Source organism: Sphingobium sp. ZW T5_29, from assembly GCF_044987515.1.
In the GTDB taxonomy this organism is placed as follows: domain Bacteria; phylum Pseudomonadota; class Alphaproteobacteria; order Sphingomonadales; family Sphingomonadaceae; genus Sphingobium.
This window is the reverse complement of record NZ_JBJDRM010000006.1, coordinates 136,616-161,692: the sequence shown is the minus strand read 5'-3', so window position 1 is coordinate 161,692 and position 25,077 is coordinate 136,616. Positions and strand designations below refer to the sequence as shown.

21 protein-coding genes and 1 pseudogene are annotated in these 25,077 nt (G+C 62.6%); 10 read left to right on the top strand and 12 right to left on the bottom strand.

Features of this window, described 5'->3' with window-relative positions; all coding sequences use genetic code 11:
* Positions 1-151: 151 nt before the first annotated feature.
* Positions 152-589, bottom strand: a complete 438-nt coding sequence (gene mce / locus ACI3KQ_RS07100; RefSeq protein ID WP_404956116.1) for a methylmalonyl-CoA epimerase — start codon at positions 587-589, stop codon at positions 152-154.
* Between the two features lie 109 nt (positions 590-698).
* Positions 699-2,231 (bottom strand): acyl-CoA carboxylase subunit beta, encoded by a 1,533-nt coding sequence (locus ACI3KQ_RS07095; RefSeq protein WP_404956196.1) that lies wholly within the window; start codon positions 2,229-2,231, stop codon positions 699-701.
* Between the two features lie 123 nt (positions 2,232-2,354).
* On the opposite strand from ACI3KQ_RS07095, the gene ACI3KQ_RS07090 reads away from it, so the two are divergent.
* Positions 2,355-3,770, top strand: coding sequence for a short-chain fatty acyl-CoA regulator family protein (locus ACI3KQ_RS07090; protein WP_404956114.1), 1,416 nt, complete (start codon positions 2,355-2,357; stop codon positions 3,768-3,770).
* A 5-nt stretch (positions 3,771-3,775) separates the two neighbouring features.
* Positions 3,776-4,501, top strand: coding sequence for a 2OG-Fe dioxygenase family protein (locus ACI3KQ_RS07085; protein WP_404956113.1), 726 nt, complete (start codon positions 3,776-3,778; stop codon positions 4,499-4,501).
* Here ACI3KQ_RS07085 and gor read toward each other — a convergent pair whose 3' ends face one another.
* Positions 4,502-5,848 carry a glutathione-disulfide reductase gene (gor, locus tag ACI3KQ_RS07080; RefSeq protein WP_404956111.1) on the bottom strand — a complete coding sequence of 449 codons (1,347 nt, stop codon included), beginning with the start codon at positions 5,846-5,848 and terminating at the stop codon, positions 4,502-4,504.
* Between the two features lie 67 nt (positions 5,849-5,915).
* Positions 5,916-7,424, bottom strand: coding sequence for a glucose-6-phosphate isomerase (gene pgi, locus ACI3KQ_RS07075; RefSeq protein WP_404956109.1), 1,509 nt, complete (start codon positions 7,422-7,424; stop codon positions 5,916-5,918).
* A gap of 179 nt (positions 7,425-7,603) precedes the next feature.
* On the opposite strand from pgi, the gene lepB reads away from it, so the two are divergent.
* The 3 genes from lepB (at position 7,604) to era (ending at position 10,118) form a co-directional block, all read left to right on the top strand.
* Positions 7,604-8,428 (top strand): signal peptidase I, encoded by an 825-nt coding sequence (gene lepB / locus ACI3KQ_RS07070; protein ID WP_404956108.1) that lies wholly within the window; start codon positions 7,604-7,606, stop codon positions 8,426-8,428.
* Positions 8,383-9,096 (top strand): ribonuclease III, encoded by a 714-nt coding sequence (gene rnc / locus ACI3KQ_RS07065; protein ID WP_404956106.1) that lies wholly within the window; start codon positions 8,383-8,385, stop codon positions 9,094-9,096. Before lepB ends, rnc begins: the two co-directional genes overlap by 46 nt.
* Before the next feature lie 113 nt (positions 9,097-9,209).
* Positions 9,210-10,118, top strand: coding sequence for a GTPase Era (era, locus tag ACI3KQ_RS07060; protein WP_404956104.1), 909 nt, complete (start codon positions 9,210-9,212; stop codon positions 10,116-10,118).
* 92 nt (positions 10,119-10,210) lie between these two features.
* Here the strand turns inward: era and topA are convergent, their stop codons facing one another.
* The 3 genes from topA to plsY form a co-directional block, all read right to left on the bottom strand.
* Positions 10,211-12,763 carry a type I DNA topoisomerase gene (topA, locus tag ACI3KQ_RS07055; protein ID WP_404956102.1) on the bottom strand — a complete coding sequence of 851 codons (2,553 nt, stop codon included), beginning with the start codon at positions 12,761-12,763 and terminating at the stop codon, positions 10,211-10,213.
* Positions 12,764-12,837: 74 nt separating this feature from the next.
* The gene (dprA, locus tag ACI3KQ_RS07050; protein WP_404956100.1) at positions 12,838-13,920 is read right to left on the bottom strand and encodes a DNA-processing protein DprA; all 1,083 of its coding nucleotides are present in this window, start codon (positions 13,918-13,920) and stop codon (positions 12,838-12,840) included.
* Positions 13,917-14,516 carry a glycerol-3-phosphate 1-O-acyltransferase PlsY gene (plsY, locus tag ACI3KQ_RS07045; RefSeq protein WP_404956099.1) on the bottom strand — a complete coding sequence of 200 codons (600 nt, stop codon included), beginning with the start codon at positions 14,514-14,516 and terminating at the stop codon, positions 13,917-13,919. Before plsY ends, dprA begins: the two co-directional genes overlap by 4 nt.
* A 115-nt stretch (positions 14,517-14,631) precedes the next feature.
* On the opposite strand from plsY, the gene murI reads away from it, so the two are divergent.
* The gene (gene murI / locus ACI3KQ_RS07040) at positions 14,632-15,435 is read left to right on the top strand and encodes a glutamate racemase (RefSeq protein ID WP_404956097.1); all 804 of its coding nucleotides are present in this window, start codon (positions 14,632-14,634) and stop codon (positions 15,433-15,435) included.
* A 153-nt stretch (positions 15,436-15,588) separates the two neighbouring features.
* Positions 15,589-16,809, top strand: coding sequence for a 5-aminolevulinate synthase (gene hemA, locus ACI3KQ_RS07035; RefSeq protein WP_404956095.1), 1,221 nt, complete (start codon positions 15,589-15,591; stop codon positions 16,807-16,809).
* A 266-nt stretch (positions 16,810-17,075) separates the two neighbouring features.
* Here hemA and ACI3KQ_RS07030 read toward each other — a convergent pair.
* Positions 17,076-17,303: pseudogene (locus tag ACI3KQ_RS07030) on the bottom strand (DUF3419 family protein); the annotation flags it as partial.
* A 95-nt stretch (positions 17,304-17,398) separates the two neighbouring features.
* Between ACI3KQ_RS07030 and ACI3KQ_RS07025 the strand changes: the two are divergent.
* Together ACI3KQ_RS07025 and ACI3KQ_RS07020 are read left to right on the top strand one after the other, a co-directional pair.
* Positions 17,399-18,391, top strand: coding sequence for a ligase-associated DNA damage response exonuclease (locus ACI3KQ_RS07025; RefSeq protein ID WP_404956194.1), 993 nt, complete (start codon positions 17,399-17,401; stop codon positions 18,389-18,391).
* Positions 18,391-19,989, top strand: a complete 1,599-nt coding sequence (locus ACI3KQ_RS07020; RefSeq protein ID WP_404956094.1) for a cisplatin damage response ATP-dependent DNA ligase — start codon at positions 18,391-18,393, stop codon at positions 19,987-19,989. The genes ACI3KQ_RS07025 and ACI3KQ_RS07020 overlap by 1 nt, the downstream gene beginning before the upstream one ends.
* 12 nt (positions 19,990-20,001) lie before the next feature.
* Here the strand turns inward: ACI3KQ_RS07020 and ACI3KQ_RS07015 are convergent, their stop codons facing one another.
* The 4 genes from ACI3KQ_RS07015 to ACI3KQ_RS07000 form a co-directional block, all read right to left on the bottom strand.
* Complete coding sequence (locus tag ACI3KQ_RS07015; protein WP_404956092.1) at positions 20,002-21,084, bottom strand: nucleotidyltransferase family protein; 1,083 nt, start codon at positions 21,082-21,084, stop codon at positions 20,002-20,004.
* A complete protein-coding gene (locus tag ACI3KQ_RS07010) occupies positions 21,068-22,171 on the bottom strand; it encodes a hypothetical protein (RefSeq protein ID WP_404956090.1) in 1,104 nt (367 codons plus the stop codon). The genes ACI3KQ_RS07015 and ACI3KQ_RS07010 overlap by 17 nt, the downstream gene beginning before the upstream one ends.
* Positions 22,172-22,206: 35 nt before the next feature.
* Positions 22,207-22,512 (bottom strand): hypothetical protein, encoded by a 306-nt coding sequence (locus tag ACI3KQ_RS07005; RefSeq protein WP_404956088.1) that lies wholly within the window; start codon positions 22,510-22,512, stop codon positions 22,207-22,209.
* 139 nt (positions 22,513-22,651) lie between these two features.
* Positions 22,652-23,587, bottom strand: a complete 936-nt coding sequence (locus tag ACI3KQ_RS07000; RefSeq protein ID WP_404956086.1) for a cyclase family protein — start codon at positions 23,585-23,587, stop codon at positions 22,652-22,654.
* A gap of 195 nt (positions 23,588-23,782) precedes the next feature.
* Between ACI3KQ_RS07000 and ACI3KQ_RS06995 the strand changes: the two genes are divergently transcribed.
* Entirely contained in the window at positions 23,783-24,988 is a 1,206-nt protein-coding gene (locus ACI3KQ_RS06995; RefSeq protein WP_404956085.1) for a saccharopine dehydrogenase family protein, read from the top strand.
* Positions 24,989-25,077 lie beyond the last annotated feature (89 nt).

Here is a 25,077-nt window from a genome sequence, read left to right as displayed (position 1 = left end):
CCTCTCCCGCGGGCGGGAGAGGATACGCAGGCTTGGCGGCTTGTCCGCCTAGCCGAAGTTGGAGCGGGCTGTCTGGCCCACCCCGCTGCGACTAGGGCCTGCTACGCAGACCCAAGTCTCGCTGCCCCTCCCCCTTGCGGGAGGGGTGGTATCAATGCGCCTCTTTCGGCGTCTCCATGATCTCGGTCAGCACCCCGTTCATATCCTTGGGGTGGACGAAGAAGATCAGCGTCCCATGCGCACCGATGCGTGGTTCGCCCAGCACCTTCTTGCCGAGCCCCTCGAACCAGGCCTTGGCTTGCATAATGTCGGGCACTTCATAGCACATGTGATGCTGCCCACCCGCCGGGTTCTTGGCGATGAAGCCATGAATTGGGCTATTCTCACCCAGAGGCTCGATCAGTTCGATCTGCGTGCCTTCGGTGCCATTCTCACCCGGCGTATCGACGAAGCACACCTTCACGCCCTGCGCGGGCAGGTCGAAAGGCTCATGCGTCAGCGTCGCGCCCATGACGTCGCGATAATAGGCAAGCGACGCTTCGAGCGAAGGCGTCGCCACACCGATATGATTGAGCCGACCGAGTTTCATGTCACTTCACCTGTCTCGTCACCCCAGCGAAAGCTGGGGTCTCATGCCTTTACGTTCCACATAACCGCCTAAGATCCCAGCTTCCGCTGGGATGACGGCCATTGGGGCATCACAGCGGAATATTGTCGTGCTTCTTCCACGGATTTTCGAGGCTCTTATTGGCCAGCTTGCGCAGGCCCAGGGCAATCCGCTTGCGGGTCGAATGCGGCTGGATCACCTCGTCGATGAAGCCCTTGCTCGCCGCCACGAACGGATTGGCGAAGCGGTCCTCATATTCCTTGGTCTTGTCCGCGATCTCTTCCGGTGTTTTGCCGCGGAAGATGATCTCGACCGCGCCCTTCGCGCCCATCACCGCGATTTCGGCAGTGGGCCACGCATAGTTGAGGTCGCCGCGCAGATGCTTGGACGACATGACGTCATAGGCGCCGCCATAGGCCTTGCGCGTGATGACGGTGATCTTGGGCACGGTTGCTTCGGCATAGGCGAACAGCAGCTTGGCGCCGTGCTTGATGATGCCCGAATGTTCCTGCGCAGTCCCCGGCAGGAAGCCCGGCACATCGACGAAGGTAACGATCGGAATTTCAAACGCGTCGCAGAAGCGGACGAAGCGACCGGCCTTCTTCGACGAGTTGATGTCCAGCACGCCCGCCAGCACCATCGGCTGGTTCGCGATGATGCCCACGCTCTTGCCTTCGATCCGGCCAAAACCGCAGATGATGTTGCCCGCATGCGCCGGCTGCACTTCGAAAAAGTCGCCTTCGTCGATGACCTTACGGATCAGTTCATGCATGTCATAAGGCTGGTTGGCGTTGGCCGGGACGAGCGTATCCAGGCTCTCTTCCATCCGGTCCCACGGATCAGCGCTCGGTCGCTCAGGCACCGGCTCCCGGTTGGAAGCAGGCAGGAAGTCCACGAAATCGCGGGTCGCCAGCAGCGCCTCGATATCATTTTCGAACGCCACGTCCGCCACGCCCGACTTGGTGGTGTGCGTCACCGCGCCGCCCAGTTCTTCCTGCGTCACGATCTCATTGGTGACGGTCTTCACGACGTCAGGGCCGGTCACGAACATGAAGCTTGAATCCTTCACCATGAAGATGAAGTCGGTCATGGCAGGCGAATAGACCGCGCCGCCTGCGCAGGGGCCCATGATCACGCTGATCTGCGGCACGACGCCGGACGCCAACACGTTGCGCTGGAAAATCTCCGCATATCCAGCCAGCGAAGCGACGCCTTCCTGAATGCGCGCACCGCCGGAGTCATTGAGTCCGATCACGGGCGCGCCAACCTTCAGCGCCATGTCCATGATCTTGCAGATCTTCATCGCGTGCCGCTCGGACACCGCGCCGCCATAGACGGTGAAGTCCTGGCTGAAGACGAAAACGAGTCGACCGTTGATCGTCCCGGACCCGACGACGACGCCATCGCCCGGAATATGCTGCTCGTTCATGCCGAAGTCGACGCAGTTATGTTCGACATACATGTCGACTTCTTCAAAGCTGTCTTCGTCCAGCAGGACTTCCAGACGCTCCCGTGCGGTCAGCTTGCCCTTGGCATGCTGCGCGTCGATACGGCGCTGGCCACCGCCCAGGCGCGCGGCCTCGCGCTTGGCTTCCAGCTGTTCGATAATGGCGAGCTTCGACATATAGAATATCTCTCCGGTGACGACACGGTCGGCTACATCTGCCCCCTTTCCCTTCTTTCGCAATTTTCGCAAATGCAAATTTGCCAATTTGCAAATCACGATTTCGCAAATTATGGGCGGAGGATGGCAAGAGGCAATCGTATTTTCGCAGGACCGCGTCTGCGGCAGCTAAGGTTGGACCACCGGATGGACCAGGCCACCATGGCGCAGGCGTTGGGGATTTCGGTGTCTTATCTCAGCCAGCTGGAAAATGACGACCGCCCCTTGACTGCCAAGGTCAAGGCCGCTGTGGCCAGCGCCTTTCCCACCGATTGGGCCAGTTTCGACAGCCGGGAGGAGGAACAGCTGCTGGGGGCATTCACCTACGCGCTGGCGCATCCAGAGCTTCCTGGCCCTTTGATGGAGCCTGAGCGGGTGGAAAAGCTCCACCTGCAATTCCCCGAATTCGCGGCGCGCTACATCGACCTGTATAATGCCCATATGCGCGCCAATGAACGCATCAACATGATCGAGGAAGCGATCGCCAATGATCATGAAGTGCAGGCCCGCCTTCCTTGGGAAGCGGCGCGCGACTGGTTTCACGAGGCGGGCAATTATGTCCATGCGCTCGATTGCCTGGCGGAGGACATGGCGTCCAGCTTCACGGCGGGCCAGGTGCTTGACGAAGGCATGCTGGTGGAAGCGCTCGCGCGGCGGCATGGTATCGAAACGCTGATCGCCGACACCCCGGATTCCGCGCTTCGCTCCTATTCTGCGACCGATCGTCGGTTGTTCGTGAACGCAGCTCTGCCCATCGAAAGCCGCAAGTTCATGTTGTCGCACCAGCTGATGATGCTGGAAGGACAGGCCGTAATCGCCGACGTGGTGAACCGTGCCGCCCTGCCGGTGGAGGGCGCGGACCGGCTGCTCGCCATTGGTCTTGGCAATTATGCCGCGGGCGCGCTGCTGATGCCCTACGCCCAATTTCGTCAGGCTGCGCGGGAGGTGCGCCACGATATCGACCGGTTGAGCCGCCGCTTTGGCGTCAGCTTCGAACAAGCCTGCCATCGCCTTTCGACGCTTCAACGGCCCGGCCTGCGCGGCATCCCATTCTTTTTCTGCCGCGTCGACATGGCGGGCAACATCACGAAGCGGCACAGCGCGACCCGCCTGCAGTTCGCCCGGTTCGGCGGCGCCTGTCCGCTATGGAACGTGCATGAAGCCGTAGCCGTCCCCGACCGCATCAACGTCCAGCTTGGCGAAACGCCCGACGGGGTGCGCTATGTCTCCATGGCAAAGGGGCTGGTGAAGCCGTCGGGCAGCTATTCGCGCACCCCGCGCCGCTATGCGGTCGTGCTGGGGTGCGAAATCGCTCACGCGGCCAACTTTGTCTATGCCGATGGCCTGCAACTGGAGATGGAGGGAGCCGCGACGCCGATCGGCATCACCTGTCGCTTGTGCGCACGCCAAAGCTGCGACCAGCGCGCCTTTCCGCCAGCCGACCGCCCGATCCGTGTCGATCCCGACAATCGGCAGATCGTGCCCTACTGGATCGGGTGAAGGGCGTGACATCCCACCCCATCCTCGATCCGCAAAGCAAAGAACGGACGGCAGATCTGGCGCGCGATGGCTATGCGCGCGTGGCGGGCGACACCATGATGACGCTGCTGGCCGCCACCGAGCCGGATTGGCGCGCCTTTGCCCATAGCTGGAATGATCTTGGTCCCGACCTCTATATGGCCGATGGAGGACGCTATCGCCGCAGGCTCCACGCGGCATTTCATTGCGAGCATGGCACCTTCACGCGCAAACCGCATCAGCCGCATTTCCAGAGCCGGGACTATAATGTCCTGAACGGCGATGTGCAGCGCTGGTTCGATCCGGTGGCCCAGGCGACCATCGACAATGACGTCATGCAGGCGATATTCGCATTTTGCGCGTCAAGTTTTGACCCTGCGGGGGTACGCCCCTGGCATGTCGAAATGCATCAGTTCCGCATCGAAACCGGCGAAGGCCAAGTCGGACGCCCGACGCCGGAAGGACTGCATCGCGACGGCGTCGACTGGGTTTTCGTCATGCTGATCGAACGGCGCAATGTGCGGGAAGGCGTTACCCGCATCGGCGCGCCAGATGGTGCGCCGCTGGGCGAATTCACGCTGGCGACGCCGGGCGACAGCATATTGATCGACGACCGCCGCATCCTGCACGGCGTCACCGAAATCCATGCCATCGACCCGGCGAGGGCGGCATGGCGCGACGCCCTGGTAGTGACCTTCGTCGCGCGGGATTAGCTATTTCAGCAGCACCAGTTCTTCGGCCATGCTGGGGTGCAGCGCGACCGTGTCGTCAAACTGTTGCTTGGTCAGCCCAGCCTTGACCGCAATCGCTGCCGCCTGAAGTATCTCCGGCGCGTCCGGCCCGATCATGTGCAGGCCGACGACCCGGTTGGTCGTCGCATCGACCACCATCTTGTACAGCGCCCGTTCGTCCCGGCCCGCCAGCACATTCTTCATCGGCCGGAAGTCCGACGTATAGACCTTGACCGTGCCCAGCTTGTTCTTCGCCTGCGCTTCGGTCAGCCCGACCCCGGCCAAGGGCGGATGGCTGAACACCGCTGACGGCACGCAGTCATAATCGACCGTTCGCGGATTATCGCCAAATACCGTATCGGCAAAGGCATGCCCTTCCCGGATGGCCACGGGGGTCAGCTGCAACCGGTCGGTGACGTCGCCCACCGCATAGATGCTATCGCAACTGGTGCGGCTATGGTCATCAACCTTGATCGCGCCCTTGTCGTCCAGTTCGACGCCCGCGCTCTCCAGCCCCAGCCCTTCGACATGCGGTGCACGCCCGGTTGCGAACATCACGGTGTCGCATGGGATCGGATCGCCATTCTTGAAATGGACGCACAGTGTACCGTCGTCATTTTTCTCTATCCGGTCCATCTCCGCGTTGAAGCGGAACTGGATGCCCTTCATCGTGGAGATTTGCAGCAATCGATCGCGGATCTGCTCGTCATAGCCGCGCAACAGCACCGAAGACCGATTGACGATCGTGACATGGCTGCCCAGCTGATGGAAAATACCCGCAAATTCATTGGCGATATAGCCGCCACCGACGATCACGATCCGCTTGGGCGCGTCCTCCAGATGGAAGGCTTCGTTGGACGTGATGCCATGTTCGGCCCCGTCCAGTTCCGGCACGACCGGCCAGGCACCGGTGGAGATCAGGATATATTTCGCGGTGACTTCACGCCCACCCGACAGCTTCACCGAATGCTGGCCGGTGATGGTCGCGCGCTCCGGGATCATCTCGACCTTGTGGCTTTCCAGCGTATTCTTGTAGAGCCCCTCCAGCCGGTCAACCTCGGCCAGCACATTGTCGCGCAGCACTTTCCATTCAAAGCCGCAGTCGGGCACGTTCCAGCCAAAACGGCGCGCGTCCTTCAGGTCCTCGGCGAAATGCGCGCCGTAAATCAGCAGCTTCTTGGGCACGCACCCACGGATGACGCAAGTGCCACCGACCCGATACTCCTCCGCCACCGCGACCTTCGCGCCATGCGCAGCGGCAACGCGGGAAGCGCGGACGCCACCCGAACCTGCGCCGATGACGAAAAGGTCGAAATCATAATCGCTCATGCCTGGCCTCCGCTGGGATGAGCCGCGATATGGCGGCCTCCCACCGAAGTTACAAAGACTTTCGCGTTCAGGCCGCTCCGCCCAGGGCAAGATTGATCAGCGCCATCGTCGATGGATCGAACCCCTTGGGTCCATCCACCTCGATCGACTTTGCGATTTCCTTGCCCAACTCCACGCCGAACTGATCGAAGGGGTTGATCCCCATCAATACGGCATTGGCGAAAGTGCGATGCTCGTAGAAGGCGATCAGCGCGCCCAGCGCATCCGGCGTCACATCGTCCAGCAGGATCGTTGTCGACGGACGGTTGCCGGGATAGGCCCGCGCGGGATCAGCATCATTCGCCCGCCCCTGCATCAAAGCAGCGCCTTGGGCGAAACAGTTCACCAGCAGCGCCCGGTGATGCGCGGGGTCCAGCGCATGGCCCGGCTCAATCGAGGCGACGAATTCGACCGGGGTCAGCACCGTCCCCTGATGCAGCAACTGGAACACGGCATGCTGCGCATCGGTGCCGACCCCGCCCCAGGTGATCGGCGCGCTCGGTCCATCGACCGGCTGGCCATCGCGGGTCACGCTCTTGCCATTACTCTCCATTTCCAGCTGCTGTAGATAGGAGGGCAGCAGCCGCAACCGCTCATCATAAGCAAACAGGGCGCGCGTCTGGCACCCGGCGACCCGCGTATAATATTGGTCGACAAAGGCCGCGATCAGCGGCGCGTTAGCGTTAAGCGGAGACAGGCGGAAATGCCGGTCCATCGCTGCCGCGCCTTCCAGCAGGCTTTCAAACGCGTCCCAGCCAAGCGCCAGTGCCGCCGGAAAGCCGATGGACGACCACAGCGAATAGCGCCCACCCACGCTTTCGGAAAAGGGAAGGATGCGGGTTTCGTCCACGCCCCAATCGATTGCCTTTTCAGGCGATGCGGTCAGGGCGATGACCCGGCCATAGGGGTCCTCCACCCCCGCTTCGACCATCCAGTTGATGGCGCTTGCGGCGTTCAGCATGGTTTCGGTGGTGGTAAAGGTCTTGGACGCAACCGCGATCAAAGTCGCTTCGGGATCAAAGCGCGCAATCGCCCGTTCCAGCGCCGTCCCATCGACATTGGACACGATCGCCACGTCATAACGCGCGCCGTCGCCGCCCAGCGCATCGATGATCAGGTCCGGGCCAAGCGCCGACCCGCCGATACCGATGTGCAGGATATGGCGGATCGGTCCCAGCGCCTCCCCCTCAATCGCGTCGATCAGCGCGCGCATCCGCGCGTGGAGCATCTTGGCGCGGGACACGCTTTGCGCATTGCCCTCGCCGCGTTCCGCCGGATGTTCGGCAGCGCGGCCTTCGCTATTGTTTATCGGCTCGCCCGCGAACAGGGCGTCGCGCTGAGCGGTAAATCCCTTTTCCCCCGCCAGCTTTACAAAGCCGTCCAACAGTTCGTCGGTCAGGTGGGTTTTCGACCAATCGAAACGGATCGGCCCCTGCGTTAGCGTGAATTTGGTCAGCCGATCGGGATCCGCCGTGAAAATGGACTTCAGTTCCACCGGGGGAAGGGCCGCAATGGCCTCCAGTGCAGGGCTGGACATGGACTAGGGAATCCTCATTTGCGTTGATCGGTATCGACGCCGCACCCGTCGATTCCTGCTCCTCTTAGCCAAGGCTGCCGATCATTGCACCGCCCCTTGCGCTTGACGCCGGGTTTCCCAGGCAGCAAAAGCCGCGTCGGCCTGTTTTCAAGGCGGAATGAAGGATTAGACGACACGGCATGAGCGCAAAATCCGAAACGCGGGACTTCATCTGGTTTCTCGCAAAGCTGGCGGTGTTCGTCTTCGTCCTGCGCAGCTTCATCGTATCGCCCTTCAACATTCCATCGGAATCGATGCAGCCGCGCCTGTTGATCGGCGATTATCTGCTCGTCGCCAAATGGCCCTATGGCTATTCGCGCTATTCGCTGCCGTTCAATCTGCCGCTGATTCCGGGCCGTGTCTTCGCCTCCACGCCGGAACGGGGCGATGTCGCCGTGTTCAAGGCGCCTCCCAGCCAGAAAAATGATTATATCAAGCGCGTGATCGGCCTGCCCGGCGACATGATCTCGATCCGGGGCGGCACGGTGTATCTCAATGGTCAGGCCATACCGAAACAAAAGGTCGCAGACCTCGTCATCCCGGTTTCGCCCAACATGCTGGACGCCGCCGCGAAGGAAGGCAGCCCCTCGCCCTGCTACCGCCCCAAGTTCGAAGAAGATGCAACCGACGGCGGTCGCCAGTGCCGCTACCCGCAATTTCGCGAAACGCTGCCGGGCGGCAAAAGCTACAATGTGCTCGACCTCGCGCCCGACAGCGCAGCCGATGATCGCGACACGGTGCTGGTGCCCGAAGGTCATCTGTTCATGATGGGCGACAATCGCGACCGCAGCGCCGACAGCCGCTTCCCGGCGGTCGAAGGCGGCGGCATTGGCCTGGTTCCCCAGGAAAATCTGGTGGGCAAGGCGATGGTATCCGTCTTTTCCACCGATGGCAGCGCCAACTGGCTGCTGCCCTGGACATGGTTCACCGCAGCGCGCTGGAACCGCATCGGGGAAGGTTTTTGACGAAGCCCGATACGGCTGGATGGCTCTTCGGATTGATCGGGCGCGCGCCCGGCAACCCGGCCGCCTTCACCCAGGCGCTGACCCATGGCAGCGCGAACGCCGTCAATTACGAACGGCTGGAATTTCTGGGCGACCGCATCCTGGGCCTGCTGATCTCCGAATGGCTGTATGATCGCTTCCCCGACGAGCCGGAAGGCAAGCTATCCCGCCGCTTCAACGCGCTCGTCTCCGGCGAAACCTGCGCTGACGTCGCGCGCGGGGCCGGTGTTCCTGTCCATGTCATCCTGGGCAAGCAAGCCCGCGACGATGGCGCCACCGACAGCGACAATGTGCTGGGCGACGTCATGGAAGCATTGATCGGCGCCCTCTATCTGGAATCCGGGCTGGAAGAGACGCGGGCCCTGGTCCGCCGCCTGTGGGCAAGCCGGGTCGACACACAGGAAAGCGCGCCCAAACACCCCAAATCCACTCTTCAGGAATGGGCCGCCGCCAACCGTCGCAAGCCCCCCGAATATGCGCTGACCGACCGCTCTGGACCTCATCATGCGCTGCGGTTCACCGTCACCGTCTCAATCAAGGGCGCGGGCGAAGCGAGCGCGTCCGGGGGCAGCAAGCAGGAAGCGGAAACGGCGGCGGCGAAAGCGCTGTTGGATAAGCTGACGGGTTGACCGTTTACTTGTGATATAGCGTGCTCCTGCAAAGGCAGGAGCCCAGCTGAGACGCCAAAAACTGGGCTCCTGCCTTCGCAGGAGCACGCTGACCTATCCGAACGGAGATATGATTGACTGTTGAGTTAAAATCCCAGCGCTGCGGCGTCGTCGCCATCGTCGGCGCGCCCAATGCGGGCAAATCCACGCTGGTGAATGCGCTTGTCGGTCAAAAGGTGGCGATCACCAGTCCCAAGGCGCAGACCACCCGCACCCGTGTCATGGGCGTCGCGATCGAAGGCGATGCGCAGATGGTGCTGGTCGATACGCCCGGCATCTTCGCGCCCAAACGTCGCCTGGACCGCGCCATGGTCCAGGCCGCATGGGGCGGCGCGCAGGGTGCGGACCTCATCGCGTTGATCGTCGATGGCAAGGCGGGGCTTGGTTCCAAGATGGAGCCGATCATCGCCGCCCTGTCCGCCCGGCCGGAAAAGAAATGGCTGATCCTCAACAAGGTCGATATCGCCATCAAGGAAAAGCTGCTCGTCCATACCCAGCGGCTCTATGAACAGCTCGACATCGCGGAAACCTATTTCGTGTCGGCCCAGACTGGCGACGGCCTGCCTGAACTCAAAAGCGCTTTCGCCGCCGCCATGCCCGAAGGCCCCTGGCATTTCCCCGAAGATCAGGTGTCCGACGCAACCGATCGGATGATGGCCGCCGAAATCACCCGCGAACAGCTTTATCACCAGCTCCACGCCGAACTGCCCTATGCGGCCGCCGTCGATACCGAACAATATAAGGAACGCGAAGACGGATCGGTCGAAATCCACCAGCAGATCCTGGTCGGCCGTTCAAGCCAGCGTGCCATCGTGCTGGGCAAGGGTGGTCAGCGCCTTAAGGAAATCGGGTCAAAGGCCCGCGCCGAACTGGCGCAGCTGATGGGGGTCAAAGTCCACCTCTACCTCCACGTCAAGGTGAAGGAAGACTGGGAAGATGACCGCTTCATCTATCGCGACATAGGGCTGGATTGGGTCGAGTAAACCACCTGCTCCTGCGTAGGCAGGAGCCCAGTTCCGCCGTTTGGACTGGGCTCCTGCCTACGCAGGAGCACGCTGCTTATTCCGGTGGCGGATTACTCCACCGCCGCCTTCTTCTTCGCAGGCGCCTTCTTGGCAGCAGGCTTCTTCGCCGCAGGCTTCTTCGCCGGAGCCTTTTTCTTCCCCTTCTTGGCCGGGGCCGCCGCAGCCCGCGCGTCGATCAACTGCGCCGCTTCCTCCAGCGTCAACGCATCCTGCTCGATGGTCTTGGGCAGCGTCGCATTGGTCGTGCCGTCAGTGACATAGGGGCCATAGCGCCCCTCCATCAGCTTGATCTCAGCCTCGGTGCGCGGATGTTTGCCCAGAACCTTCAACGGCTCACGGGACGCGCCGCGCCCGCCCTTGTTCGCCGCCTCGGCCAGCTTCACCACGGCGCTGTTCATCCCCACCTCGAAAATTTCCGATGTGGATGATAGCCGCCCATATTTGCCGTCATGCAGCAGATAAGGCCCGAAACGACCGATATTGGCTACAATCGGCTTGCCCGTTTCCGGGTGCAGCCCAACCTCGCGCGGCAGGCTGAGCAGCTTCACTGCCCATTCCAGCGTCATTTCGCCATCGGGCAGGTCCTTGGGAATGGAACCGCGCTTGGCCTCTTTCCCTTCACCCATCTCGATATAGGGACCAAAGCGCCCGGATTTCCGAACGATGTCCTGCCCGGTTTCGGGATGCTGCCCCAGCACCTCCGGTCCCTTGTCCTCACCCCCGTCGGCGCCGCCGGGCTGCCCGAACTTGCGTGTATATTTGCATTCTGGATAATTGGAGCAGGCGATAAACGCGCCGAACCGGCCGCCGCGCAGCGACAGCTGCCCATCGCCACACATGGGGCAAGCGCGCGGGTTACTGCCATCGGCGCGCGGAGGGAACAGCATCGGCTCTAGAAACTTGTCCAGTTCTGCCGTGATATCCGACGGCTTCTGCTCCATCACCTCGGCGGTCTTGGGCTTGAAGTCGCGCCAGAATGCCTCCAGCACTTCCTGCCATTGGGCACGGCCACCTGAAATCTCGTCCAGTTCGTCCTCAAGGCCAGCGGTAAAATCATAGGACACATAGCGTTCGAAGAATCGCTCCAGGAATGCCGTCACCAACCGCCCGCTCTCCTCTGCGAAGAAGCGGTTCTTTTCCACCCGCACATAGTCGCGGTCCTTGAGCACCTGCAGCGTCGAGGCGTAGGTGGATGGCCGCCCGATCCCCAACTCCTCCAGCCGCTTGACCAAGGATGCTTCCGAAAAGCGCGGCGGGGGCTGGGTGAAATGCTGCTCTGCCGTCACCTTCTTCTTGGCCGGCGCGTCCCCCTCAACCATGCGCGGCAGCAGCTTGGAATCATCATCCTCGCTGTCGTCGCGGCCTTCCTCATAAAGCGCCAGAAAACCGGGGAAAATCACCACCTGGCCCGTCGCCCGCAGCCCATGCTGGCCCGTGCCATCCACCAGATCAATAGTCGTCCGCTCAAGTCGGGCCGATGCCATCTGGCTCGCCAGCGCCCGCTTGTAGATCAGGTCATAGAGCCGCGCATGGTCGCCGCTGCCAACCTTGTCCCGCGAAAATTCGGTCGGACGGATCGCCTCATGCGCTTCCTGCGCATTCTTGGCCTTGGTCTGATACTGGCGCGGCTTTTCCGGCAGATAGCCGCCGTCATAGCGCTCCGCAATCGCCTTGCGCGCGGCGGAAATGGCGCTGCCGTCCATCTGCACGCCATCGGTACGCATATAGGTTATCGCACCATCTTCGTAGAGCTGCTGCGCGATCCGCATCGTATGACTGGCGGAAAAGCCCAGCTTGCGCGCGGCCTCCTGCTGCAACGTCGATGTCGTGAAAGGGGCGGGAGGATTGCGCGAAACCGGTTTGGTCTCAACCTTCTCGACGGTGAAGCGCCCCGCCTCCACGTCCGCCTTGGCGGCCATGGCGTCGCCTTCCCTGCCGATGGTCAGCCGGTCGATCTTCTCGCCCTTCCAACGCACCAGCCGCGCGGTAAAACCTTGCCCGCCCTGCTCCATTTCAGCCGCGACCGACCAATATTCCTGAGCGATGAAGCTCTCGATCTCGCGCTCGCGCTCGACCACCAGCCGCAATGCCACCGACTGCACGCGCCCCGCCGACTTGGCGCCCGGCAGCTTACGCCACAGCACTGGCGACAGCGTAAAGCCGACCAGATAATCCAGTGCCCGCCGCGCCCGATAGGCGTCGATCAGGTCTTCATCCAGCGCGCGCGGCTTGGCCATCGCGTCCAGCACGGCGGCCTTGGTGATCGCGTTGAAGGTCACCCGGTCCACGACCGCAGGCAGCGCCTTTTTCGCCCGCAGCACTTCCTGCACATGCCAGCTGATCGCCTCCCCCTCACGATCAGGGTCAGTCGCCAGGATCAGGCGCGTGGCTTTCTTGGCCTCGTCCGTGATGGCTTTTAGCTGCTTGCCCTTGTCGCCATAATTTTCCCAACTCATGGCAAAGCCCGCGTCGGGGTCTACCGATCCGTCCTTGGGCGGCAGGTCGCGAATATGGCCATAGCTGGCGAGAACGTGGAAATCCCCTCCCAGATATTTCTCGATGGTCTTCGCCTTGGCTGGCGATTCAACGATAACAAGCTGCATTAATGCCCCGGTTTTTGAGTGCTCTCACGTACACGCGCGAGTCTGGAAGGCGACGATGGCCCACGTCAAGAGCGTCATGACAAGCTGACCTTGCCACCTGCATGGCGTTCCAGCCGCGCTGCCAGCTCCAGTTCCAGCAGCACCGTCTGCACGATGGCGGGGCTTAGGCCGGACAGGCGGATGACTTCATCCACCGGAACCGGCGCAGAGCCGAGTAACCCGACCACCTCCGCGCGGTCGCGTGCAGCCACATCGGCTGACACAGGCTCCCCGGCAAAATTCAGGCTTCCCTGCCGGACCATGCGGACATCGATGCTGCCAATGGCCTCCATGACGTCCGCACCGTCCTGCACCAAAATCGCCCCGTCGCGAATCAGCTGGTTGCATCCCTGCGCGCGGGGATCGAGTGGTGATCCTGGAACGGCCATGACCTCCCGTCCTGCTTCAGCCGCCAGTCGCGCGGTTATCAGCGACCCGGAACGCGGCGCTGCTTCGACCACCACCGTGCCCGCGGCCAGCCCCGCGATGATCCGGTTGCGCGCTGGAAAATGCCGGGCGAGCGGCTGCGTTCCAGGTGGATGCTCCGTCACCAGCAGCCCGTCCTTGGCCATCTGTTCCTGCAAATCGGCATTTTCCGGCGGGAATATGACGTCGATGCCACAGGCGATGACGCCGATCGTCCCGGTCGCAATCGATCCCTGATGCGCCGCCGTGTCGATCCCACGCGCCAGGCCGGACACCGTCACAGCGCCCCGCTGTCCCAGGTCCTGCGCCAGCGTCCGGGCGAATCGACAGGCCGCAGCCGACGCGTTGCGCGCACCGACCATGGCCACGCACTGCCGCGCTGCCAGCGTGACATCGCCCCGCACGATCAGGGCAGGCGGGGCGCCCTCCATCTGGTCGAGCAGAAACGGGTAATCGGCGTCACCCATCAGCAGATAGCGTCCGCCCAGCGCTCGGCTGCGCGCGATTTCCTGCTCCACACCGGCGGCGGCGGCCACGCTGCCCTTGCCCCCGCCCCGCGCCGCCAGTTCGGGCACCGCACGAAGCGCCTCCGACGCCGTGCCGAAGCGCGCAATCAATTGCCTGAAAGTGACCGGCCCGATCCGTGGAGACCGGATCAGGCGAAGGCGATCGAACCTGTCCTGCTCACTCACCCCTTGGCGGCTCCGATCTTGGGCTCCGCGCCCTTGGCCAAGCGGGCGATGTTCGCCCGGTGCCGCCACAGCACGATCAGGGCGAGCGCCAGGGCGACGGGGACTAGGTCGATCCTGTCCATGAACCACATGGCGACGGGCGCGCTGACCGCCGCCGTCATGCCGCCTACCGATGACCAGCGCGTGCCGAACAGCGCGGCCAGCCACGCCAGCGCAAAGACGATCCCGGCGGGCCAGTGGAGCGCAGTGATGACCCCCATCATCGTCGCAACTCCCTTGCCACCGGCAAAGCGCAACCAGACCGGGTAGCAATGGCCGATAAAGGCCATCGCGCCCGCCATGGGGCCGCCGCCATCGACCAGCGCCGCACCGATCAGCACGGCGCCAGCTCCTTTCAGCAGGTCCAGCAGCAATGTGGCCGCCGCCAGCCCCTTCCGCCCGGTCCGCAGCACGTTGGTGGCGCCGATATTGCCCGATCCGATCTGACGCAGGTCGCCCGCCCCGGTCATGCGCGTCAGCAGCAGTCCAAAGGGAATGGAGCCGAGCAGATAGCCGATCAGCAGGACGGTCGCGGGAATAAGCCAGGGTGGAGTCATGATCTCGCCGAAATTGTTGCGGGCGCGACCATAGCGTTCCGCGCGCACCGGGCAATGACGAAGACGTCCGGCTGCAGGTTGACAGCCCCGCCCCGGTCGCGACATGTGCCCCATCATGAAGGTCGCACCAACTGCTCCCCTACTGTTTTTCGATTCCGGTGTCGGCGGGCTGTCCATTCTGGCTCCGGCGCGCGCGATGTTGCCCACCGCGCCCATCGTCTATGCCGCCGACAGCGCCGGTTTCCCCTATGGGACGAAGAGCGAGGCGGAAATCGCCGCCCGTGTACCGGCTCTTCTTGGCCGACTGGTCGAACGTTTCCGTCCCCGCCTGGCGGTGATCGCCTGCAACACGGCATCGACCATCGCGCTGTCCGCCGTGCGCGCCGCACTGGACATTCCCGTCGTCGGCACAGTCCCGGCGATCAAGCCCGCCGCGCTGCTGTCGCAAAGCCGGGTCTTCGGCGTGCTCGGCACCGACGCCACCGTGCGCCAGCCTTATGTCGACAGGCTCGCCGCCGAATTTGGGGCCGACTGCACGGTGCTGCGCCATGGCTCTGCCGCGTTGGTCCAACTGGCCGAGGCCAAACTGCGGTGCGAACCGCTGGACCCCGCGATTGCCCGCGACGCGCTTGTCGGCCTGCTGGAACAACCTGGCGGCGACCGGATGGATATCGTCGTCCTTGCCTGTACGCATTTCCCGCTGGTCGAGGCGGAACTTGCCGCCGCAGCGCCCCGTCCGCTGCGCTTTGTCCATGGCGGCGAAGGCATCGCCCGGCGCATCGCCTATCTGACGCAGGGGCAAAGCTGGCCGTCATCTGTCCCGCCGGGCAAGGCCGTATTCACTCGCCTCGACGGCAGCGTCGCCACGCTCGCCACCGCGCTGGCGGACTTCGGAATTGACGAGATGGAGGCGTTGTAGGGGTAGGACCTTTGGTCCACTCCCAATTTCCTCTATCAATATGATAGGTATTTCTCCCTAGCGCTGCGAACGGTTATCGCTGGTAATAGAACGGCGCAGCAGGTAAACGGCCCGCTAGAGGGGAATGCGGGCCACAAGGGACTAGGGCGTCAGGTGAATTACAAGCATATCTTCGCACAGGCGATCGACCGGCTGCATGAAGAGGGCCGGTATCGAGTGTTCATCGATATCCTGCGCAACCGGGGTTCGTTCCCCAATGCCCGCTGCTTTCATGGTCATAATGGTCCAAAGCCGATCACCGTCTGGTGCTCGAACGACTATCTCGCCATGGGTCAGCATCCCAAGGTCGTCGCCGCCATGGAAGAGGCGCTGCATGATGTCGGCGCCGGATCGGGCGGCACCCGCAATATCGGCGGCAACACCCATTATCATGTCGATCTGGAAGGCGAACTGGCGGACCTGCATGGGAAGGAAGCGGCCCTGCTGTTCACGTCGGGCTATGTCTCGAACGAAGCGGCGCTCTCCACCCTTGCCAAGCTGTTACCCGGCTGCATCGTATTTTCCGACGAACTGAACCACGCATCGATGATCGCGGGCATCCGCAATTCGGGCTGTGAAAAACGCGTTTTCCGGCACAACGACCTCGACCACCTCCGCGAACTTCTTGAAGCGGAAGATCCCGACGCGCCCAAGCTGATTGCGTTTGAAAGCGTCTATTCGATGGACGGCGACATCGCACCGATTGCCGCCATCTGCGACCTGGCCGAAGAATTCAACGCTCTCACCTATCTGGACGAAGTCCATGCCGTGGGCATGTATGGCGCTCGCGGTGGCGGCATTTCCGAACGGGATGAGGTCGCGCATCGCGTGACCATCATCGAAGGGACACTGGGCAAGGCATTCGGCGTCATGGGCGGCTATATCGCGGCCGACCAGATGATCGTGGATGTGATCCGCAGCTATGCGCCGGGCTTCATCTTCACCACGTCGCTTTCGCCGGTGCTGGTCGCAGGGGTGCTGGCGAGCGTCCGTCACCTCAAGGGGTCGAGCGAAGAACGCGAAGGCCAGCAGGCCGCAGCCGCGACGCTCAAACGCCTGATGGCGGACTCCGGTTTGCCCGTCATGCCGTCCGTGACCCATATCGTGCCCCTGATGGTCGGCGACCCGGTGAAGGCAAAGCGCATCAGCGACATCTTGCTCGCCGAATATGGCGCCTATGTGCAGCCGATCAACTATCCCACCGTCCCGCGCGGCACGGAACGCCTGCGCTTCACCCCCGGCCCGGCGCACACCGAACAGATGATGCGCGAACTGGTGCAGGCGCTCGTCGAAATCTGGGACCGCCTGGAACTGGAACTCAAAAAGGCGGCCTGACGCCAGGGGCTTTCGCAACCGCGCCCTGGCGAAGGCCGAAGCCCAAATCACGCGCTTGACGGAAAAGCACCCGCACACCCCGCATCCCACCGTGCTCCTGCGAAGGCAGGAGCCCAGTTCCAACATGCGTTTCACGCACTTTGCGGGACGAGAATAGAAACGTTTAAATCCGGTAGGGCAAGATCGGATTCTGCTGTCATACCGTCATCCCAGCGAAGGCTGGAATCTCGTGCCGCTATGCCGTGCCCTACCACTGGAAATCTCTTGATCTTCGCGGGGCTCAGCACGTTGCACTCGCCCGACGCGATGGTGACAACATGGCAGTCGCCCGTGATCGCCAGCGCGTCCATGTCCACCTCCGGGTCTTCCCAAATCTGGGCGTAGACCAGACCCCAGGAGGCAAATGTGAAGGCCCGCTCCAGCAGTCCCTGCTTTGACAGATGCCGGTGCCGATCCACCGCGCGTGTGATGTTCCGATGTGCCGCAGATGCCATGTGGCGCGCTTCCTCCTGCTGGATGACGGTTCGGTTACGCCTTCATGAAGCCCCCTCGCGGAACCTTAGCCCCGCATTCCATCTTCTACCTGCACATGCCGCACTGGATCGAACCGCACCCCACCGGAATCTACGTCCGCCCCGCTGACGCCTGGATCGATCCATCACAGCCAGCCGAACGCGCGCTCGTCACCCACGGCCATGCCGATCATGCGCGCGGCGGCCATGGCCATGTCTGGGCGACGCAAGAAACACTCGCCATCATGGCCCTGCGCTATGGCACGGCCAGCGGCACGGCGGTCGGCTATGGCGAGCAGGTCCGTATGGGCGGGGTGGACATCTCCTACATTCCCGCAGGCCATGTCCTCGGCTCGGCGCAAATCCTGCTGGAACATGCAGGCGAGCGCGTCATCGTCACCGGCGATTACAAGCGCCGCCCTGATCCCACCTGCAAGCCGTTCGAACCCGTCCCCTGCGACATCTTCGTCACCGAAGCCACCTTTGGCCTCCCCGTCTTCCGCCATCCTGACACCGGCAGCGAAGTCGACCGCCTGCTCGCCGCGCTCCACGCCCATCCCGACCGCTGCGTCCTCGTCGGCGCCTATGCGCTCGGGAAAGCCCAGCGCCTCATCTGCGAAGTCCGCGCGCGCGGCCATCACGATCCCATATACATCCACGGGGCGATGGAACGCATGTGCGCGCTTTATCAGGATTTCGGCATAAATCTCGGCGAGTTGCGTCCCGCGACCGGCGTTCCAGCAAAGGAGATGCGCGGCCACATCATCGTCTCGCCGCCCTCCGCCCTCAACGACCGCTGGAGCCGCCGCCTGCCCGATCCCATCACCGCCATGGCGTCAGGCTGGATGCGCGTCCGTCAGCGCGCCCGGCAGAAGAATGTCGAACTGCCGCTCGTCATATCCGACCATGCCGATTGGGACGAACTGACCAGCACCATCCGCGAAGTCGCACCCACCGAAACCTGGATCACCCACGGCCGCGAAGAAGCCCTGCTCCACTGGTGCATGACCCACCAGATGCGCGCGCGAGCCCTGGAACTGGTCGGCCGCGAAGACGAGGATGAGGGCTGATGCGCGCCTTTTCCCAACTCCTCGACGGCCTCGTCTACACCCGCTCCCGCAACGGCAAGCTCGACCTCATCGCTCGCTACATGCGCGAAGCCCCGGACCCCGATCGCGGCTGGGCTCTCGCCGCCCTCACCGGCAATCTCGACATCAAAGCCGTCAAAGCATCAGCCATCGGCGAGATGATCCGCGCCCGCACCGATCCGGTCCTCTATGAAATGAGCCGGGACTATGTCGGCGACCTGGCCGAAACCGTCGCCCTCCTCTGGCCCAAGCGCGAGGACCAGCCCGCTGAGATAGACGACGGCTCCCTCACTCTCTCCGCTATCATCGACCGCCTGCACAGCGTCAGTCGCGCCGCAGCACCCGACACGCTCGCGCAGATGATGGACCATCTCGACGCGTCAGGCCGCTTCGCTCTGCTCAAGCTCGCCACCGGGGGGCTCCGCGTCGGCATCTCCGCCCGCCTGGCCAAGACCGGCTTCGCCCAAGCCTTCAACCTTGACGTCGATGATGTGGAGGAATGCTGGCATGCCCTTTCTCCACCCTACACCGCCCTGTTCGATTGGGCGGAAGGCAGGTCCGGCCGCCCCGATCCGGCAGGCACGCCCTTTTTCCGCCCGTTCATGCTCGCCCACCCACTGGAAGCCGACAGCGTCGATCTCACCCAATATGCGGCTGAATGGAAATGGGACGGCATCCGCATCCAGATCGTGGGCACGGGCGAGCAAACCCGCCTCTACAGCCGTGCCGGAGACGACATCAGCGCCAGCTTCCCGGAAATAGCGGAGGCTTTCTCCGCTCACGCAGTCCTCGACGGCGAACTCCTCGTCAAAGGTGACTTTCAGGGAGCCAAAGAACATGGAGGCTCTGCCGCCAGCTTCAATGCCCTCCAGCAGCGTCTGGGCCGCAAAGCGGTGACCGCAAAGATGATGGCCGACTACCCCGCCTTCGTCCGCCTGTACGACATCCTCCTCCACGCAGACGAAGACCTGCGCGCCCTCCCCTGGGACCAACGCCGCCCTCGCCTCGAAGCCATGATCCCGGCTCTTGACCCGAACCGCTTCGACATCTCCGCCCTCATCGAAGCCCCAGACTTCGAAAGCCTCGCCGAAATCCGCGCAGGCGCCCGCGACGCCGCTATCGAAGGCGTGATGCTCAAACGCCGCGACAGCCCCTATGTCGCCGGGCGCAAGGCAGCGCTCTGGTACAAATGGAAACGCGATCCCCTGACCGCCGACTGCGTCATGATGTACGCCCAGCGCGGCCACGGCAAACGCTCATCCTTCTACTCGGATTACACCTTCGGCTGCTGGACGGAGGAAGGCGAACTGCTCCCCGTCGGCAAAGCCTATAGCGGCTTCACCGACGAGGAACTGAAATGGCTAGACCGCTTCGTACGCACCAACACGGTCAACCGTTTCGGGCCTGTGCGCGAGGTCGAGAAGTCACTGGTACTGGAAGTGGCGTTCGACAGCATTCACGAGAGCAAGCGGCACAAGTCGGGCCTCGCCATGCGCTTTCCACGGGTCGCCCGGATCAGGCGCGACAAGCCTGCGCTTGAGGCGGATACTGTGGAAGGATTGCGTCGGCTCGTCAGTTAAGCTGCGCCCAACTCATATCTTCCCGACTTCCTTCCAGCTGAGCAGTCGAGCGACGCTCACCCGACGGGGTAGCCACGCACGCGCACCCGTTTTGCCGCCCGACAGCTTTTCGCCCCGCGCCAACCTCCAGCGCCGACTCGCGGCCAGATATTGGGGATCGAGAAGGGACAGCATCGTCAGCATCAGCGCGCTCGCGGGCCAACGTATCTGGACCATGCGCCGCCAATGTTGCAGCTTGGCGCGTGCGCTGCGGCGCACATAATGGGGCACATTCAGCCCCAACAGTCGGTGTGCAGTAAACAATTGCGTTCTGGCTGCCGTCCGCGCGTAACCGGGTGGGAACAGCCTGTCCAAACGCTCCCACTCCACAGGGCCGAACCCCGCCGCCAAAGACCGCATGTCCAGCATGTGGCGAAGGTCGATCCGCCCCCTCAGATAATCCCTCCCTTTCAACTGATCGTGCAGTAGCAGGATGGCCATACCGACGACGGGAGAAGGAAGATAGGCAACACCGCTGGTCAGCCGGTGGAGCGACGCATCCCCGGCCATATCCGCATGGGTAAAGCGCAACGTCGTCGCTCCGCCATATTCGCTGTGCAGGTCGATGGTTCCGGCATCTTCGGGGCGCAGCAGGACCACCGGCACATCCGGTCGCACCAACGGCGAATCCAGTCGATAGCCAGCGCCAACCAATTGCTCGATGGCGTCATGAAATCGCGCGGGCGGGACCATCAGGTCCAGGTCGGTGATCAGCCGGTCGGCCCGTTGATCGTCTTTGACAGCCGCCAGCCAGGCCGTGCCCTTCATCAACACCGGCTCAACCCCCACGGAATTCAACAGCGCAGCAGCTTCATCCAGCTGGTTGAGCAGCCGCCGGTTTCGCTCTCCATTGCGGACATGGATTTCCCGCAGGAACCGCCGCAGATCGGAGGGAAGGGCCGGAAACCGCCCAGCCGCTTCAAGTTGGCTGGCCACCAGCGGCGTGCACAGGGAATGGTTCGCCAGTTCGATGATGCCCGTCCAATCATCCTGCCGGGGAAGGTCGCCATCCAGACAGGCGAGCAGCCCCTGCAGGCGATCAAGCCGATTCATCATCGCACAATCGTCTCAGCAGCCGGGTCGCATCTTCAAGCTGCCGATAATGCAATTCACCGCACTTGGCCGACGCCACCGCCCTTATCATCACATCTAGCGCGCGACGTTCCAGCCCTTCGCCGTGCGAAACCGCTTCAGCTAAAAGATGCTTCAGCGCCAGCGCCGACGTCATCGTTTCCAGCCTTGCCTGACCGGCGTCCCCTCGGCGCAATTTGATGATCCAGCCGATCTCCGCGATTTTACCCCCCGCCACCGCGCCCGGCGTGGGGAACCGAACGCGCCTGCGATCGGGCCGGACATGAACCGGCAATCGCGCCAGACCATCATAAACCGACGCCAGCAACTTCCACCCTCCTGCCTTGACGGACGGCAGGAACGGCAGGCCCTGCACCCGGCCATCGCCGTTGACGACGGTGATGTCATCGCCGCCATAGATAAATCCCTGCCCCGTCAGCCAGGAGGTCAGCGTCGTCTTCCCAGCCCCCGGTTCTCCCAGGATCAGCAGCGCCTTGCCATGACGATGCAGGCAACCGGCATGCAGGGCCATCAACCATTGCTGATCTTTCAGAATATCGTCGGCAATCCTTGCCTTGATGACGGGTCCCACCTGCGCGGGTTGCATAACAGACGCCGGTTCACCATTGCGACTAAGGCACGCCATGCCGTCATCCTGCCACAGATCATAAATGACGCTGGCGGTTTCCCGCTCCGTTTCCAAATGAGCAAATAGCGGAGCGACGCGGGTGGCAAGGCGCTCATCATGATAGCGCAGCGCAAAGCCTGTGCCGCCGATCGAAATCAGCTGCGTCACCAGAGGCTGGGACGAAGGCGGGGGATCGCAGGCATGGATCAGTCCCCCAAGGGACCAATGGGCCAGCTCTGTCCGCAACATGGATTGAGGTTCGGAAAAGCCGCGCTCCAGCACTTCCTGCGCCAGTTGCTGGAACGGGACCCCGTCTTCCAGTCGACAACCGATATAGCCGGCGATCTGGTTCATCTCCAGAAGCACCTGCCTGCCGGGCGAATGGATCAAAGGCTGACCGTCGATGAAGACAATGGATGTGCCCTGTGAAAGACGCAGCATCATCTCCACCGCTCAGCAGACCGCCCCCATGGTCGCACTCAGATCTTGTTGCGCCTGCCCGGATTACCCGGACCGGTGCCCGGACCATCGTTGATCGGGGGATTGCCGGGCGGCTGCGGATCGGGGCCGTTGCCCACGCCGTTATTGCCTTTCGGTCCACCGCCGCCACCGCCGCCGCCAGCAGACTTGGCGATGGCTTCCGATGATAGCGACGTAGACAGCAAGATGGTTACCGCAGGGGGAACGGTCACGGCGAACCGCCCGCAGGTTTTCAGGAAATCGCGCCTGTCTTCCGCGCCGGAATTCTCTTGCGCGCCTGAACTCTGGTTGGGATCCTCTGGCAAGGCAGCCTCCTTCATATGACAGGGCGCGAAACTATCACGCCGCCAGCAGCGCGGGCACTGCAATCAGGGGGTATATCCTTGGCGATAGACGGCAAAAAACGGCTGGGGTCCTAAGCCATTAGGCCTAGCCTGATCACCGCTATTTCAGCGCAATCGGATTGACGGGGGACCCGACCGCCCCGGTGAACGCCAACGGTGCGGCGGACAGCATGAAGCTGTAACGCCCGTCCGCCGCGCAGTCCGCCGCCAGCGCTTCCATATCGAACATCTCGCCCAGCGGCATGCCCATTTCGCGCAGGCAGCAGACATGCAGGGGCAGCCCGATACTGTCATCCATGGTCGCGATATCGACATATTCAACGGAAATATTGTCCGCTGCCAGCGCCGCCGCCGACACGTCATGCAGATATTCCGCGCAGGAAAAATGCAGGCCAGACCCGCCGTACAGGAAACCATCCCTATCCTTGTCGACGGTGAAATATTGGATCTGGCCGGTCCGCACCAGGACAATGTCGCCGGGCATGATGGCCGTGCCCTGCGCGTCCAGCACCGCGCGAAGATCATCGATGCTGATTTCGTAAGCGGCAGGCAGGCGATCGACCTTGAAATGGCGCGCGACGTCGATCAGCACGCCGCGCGAAACGATGCCGGGATTGGCCAGATGCTCAATGCCATGGCGCGTTACTCCATTCTGGCCGATGCTGTCGCAAACCTTGCATCCATTATACATCTCGCCATCATAATGGACGTGCGACAACGCATCCCACTGGGTCGCACATTGCAGCGGCATTTTCATGAAATCGTCGGAAAATGTGGTCCGCCCGCCTTGGCCGATCGGCTGGGCGACCATCACGATACTCAAATCGGGGTTGGGTCGATTGCGGTCGTCCTGCGGCCCGTCGCCATCGAACGGCAGCCCCAGCGTAAAGGACTTGCCCGACCGGACTTCTCGCGCGGCCCGCTGCAGCGCTTCCGGCCCGATGTGGTTCAGCGTTCCGCGCGCATCGTCGGGACCCCAGCGGCCCCAATTCCTCACGCGCTCTGTGACCAGATCGAAATTGCGATGGCCCATCATGCTTCCTCTCACGGCGGTCGTCCGCTTCGCTGCTGATGGTTAAATCATGGGCGCAATGCCCTGATCCACTGCAAAATCGCCCATCGCTTCCGCCCTCGCGGAAAGCTGTCGTTCGCTCTGACTTTGCGCTGTCACGCACAGCCCCTATATGGGCGCTTTCGCGCGGGGAGCGCGGCACAGCATGGAGCAATGGAATTGAGCAAGGTTCTGGTCATCGGCGCAGGCGGCGTCGGATCTGTCGCGGTTCACAAGATGGCGATGAATCCTGATATCTTCAGCCATATCACGCTCGCCAGCCGTCGCCTGATCAGCTGCCAGAAGGTCGCCGAATCGGTGAAGGCCCGCACCGGCGTCACCATCGACGTGGCGCAGGTGGATGCTGATGACGTCGCCGCCACCATCGCCCTGATCGAACAGGTTCAGCCGAAGCTCGTCGTCAATCTCGCTTTGCCCTATCAGGACCTCAACATCATGGACGCCTGTCTGGCGACCGAGGTCGATTATCTCGACACCGCCAATTACGAACCGCGCGAGACGCCCAAGTTCGAATATGGCTGGCAGTGGGCCTATCAGGACCGTTTCAAGGAAGCGGGGATCATGGCGCTGCTCGGTTCAGGATTCGACCCCGGCGTCACCAGCGTCTTTGCGTCCTACATCAAGAAGCATCTGCTCGACCGCATCGACACGCTCGACATTCTCGACTGCAACGGCGGCGACCATGGCCAGCATTTCGCGACCAACTTCAACCCGGAAATCAACATCCGCGAAGTGACCGCCCCCTCACGCCACTGGGAAGGCGGCAAATGGGTCGAAGGCCCCGCCCTGAAGCATAAGCAGGCGTTCCACTTCGATCAGGTCGGCGAAAAGAACATGTATCTCATGTATCATGAGGAACTGGAGTCGCTGGCTAAATTCTATCCTGAAATCAAACGCATCCGATTCTGGATGACCTTCGGCGATGCCTATCTCAAACATCTGGAAGTGCTGCAGAATGTCGGCATGACCCGCATCGACCCGGTGATCTATGAGGGCAAGGAAATCATCCCGCTCCAGTTCCTGAAGGCTGTCCTGCCCGAACCGTCCAGCCTTGGCTCCACGACCAAGGGCAAAACCAACATCGGTGATATTGCGACCGGGGAAAAGGACGGCCAGCAAAAGACCGTCTATGTCTATCAGGTCTGCGATCATGAGGAAGCCTATGCCGAAACCGGCAACCAGGCGGTCAGCTACACCACCGGCGTCCCCGCGATGATCGGCGCCGCGATGATGCTGACCGGCGCGTGGAAAGGCGAAGGCGTGTTCAACATCGAACAGTTCGATCCCGATCCCTTCATGGACATGCTGAACAAGCACGGCCTGCCCTGGCAGGTGAAGGAATTGGACAAGCCGCTGGATTTCTGACGGTCAAAAGGCCGTCACCCCAGCGTAGGCTGGGGTCTCAGGCCGTTACGCCGTTCCCTATCGCATAAAGACCCCGGCCTGCGCTGGGT

Coding starts and splice junctions, on each gene's coding strand:
- mce (WP_404956116.1), bottom strand. CDS start 589: ATGAAACTCGGTCGGCTCAATCATATCGGTGTGGCGACGCCTTCGCTC.
- ACI3KQ_RS07095 (WP_404956196.1), bottom strand. CDS start 2,231: ATGTCGAAGCTCGCCATTATCGAACAGCTGGAAGCCAAGCGCGAGGCC.
- ACI3KQ_RS07090 (WP_404956114.1), top strand. CDS start 2,355: ATGGCAAGAGGCAATCGTATTTTCGCAGGACCGCGTCTGCGGCAGCTA.
- gor (WP_404956111.1), bottom strand. CDS start 5,848: ATGAGCGATTATGATTTCGACCTTTTCGTCATCGGCGCAGGTTCGGGT.
- pgi (WP_404956109.1), bottom strand. CDS start 7,424: ATGTCCAGCCCTGCACTGGAGGCCATTGCGGCCCTTCCCCCGGTGGAA.
- lepB (WP_404956108.1), top strand. CDS start 7,604: ATGAGCGCAAAATCCGAAACGCGGGACTTCATCTGGTTTCTCGCAAAG.
- rnc (WP_404956106.1), top strand. CDS start 8,383: ATGGTTCACCGCAGCGCGCTGGAACCGCATCGGGGAAGGTTTTTGACG.
- topA (WP_404956102.1), bottom strand. CDS start 12,763: ATGCAGCTTGTTATCGTTGAATCGCCAGCCAAGGCGAAGACCATCGAG.
- plsY (WP_404956099.1), bottom strand. CDS start 14,516: ATGACTCCACCCTGGCTTATTCCCGCGACCGTCCTGCTGATCGGCTAT.
- murI (WP_404956097.1), top strand. CDS start 14,632: ATGAAGGTCGCACCAACTGCTCCCCTACTGTTTTTCGATTCCGGTGTC.
- ACI3KQ_RS07025 (WP_404956194.1), top strand. CDS start 17,399: ATGCCGCACTGGATCGAACCGCACCCCACCGGAATCTACGTCCGCCCC.
- ACI3KQ_RS07020 (WP_404956094.1), top strand. CDS start 18,391: ATGCGCGCCTTTTCCCAACTCCTCGACGGCCTCGTCTACACCCGCTCC.
- ACI3KQ_RS07015 (WP_404956092.1), bottom strand. CDS start 21,084: ATGATGAATCGGCTTGATCGCCTGCAGGGGCTGCTCGCCTGTCTGGAT.
- ACI3KQ_RS07010 (WP_404956090.1), bottom strand. CDS start 22,171: ATGATGCTGCGTCTTTCACAGGGCACATCCATTGTCTTCATCGACGGT.
- ACI3KQ_RS07000 (WP_404956086.1), bottom strand. CDS start 23,587: ATGATGGGCCATCGCAATTTCGATCTGGTCACAGAGCGCGTGAGGAAT.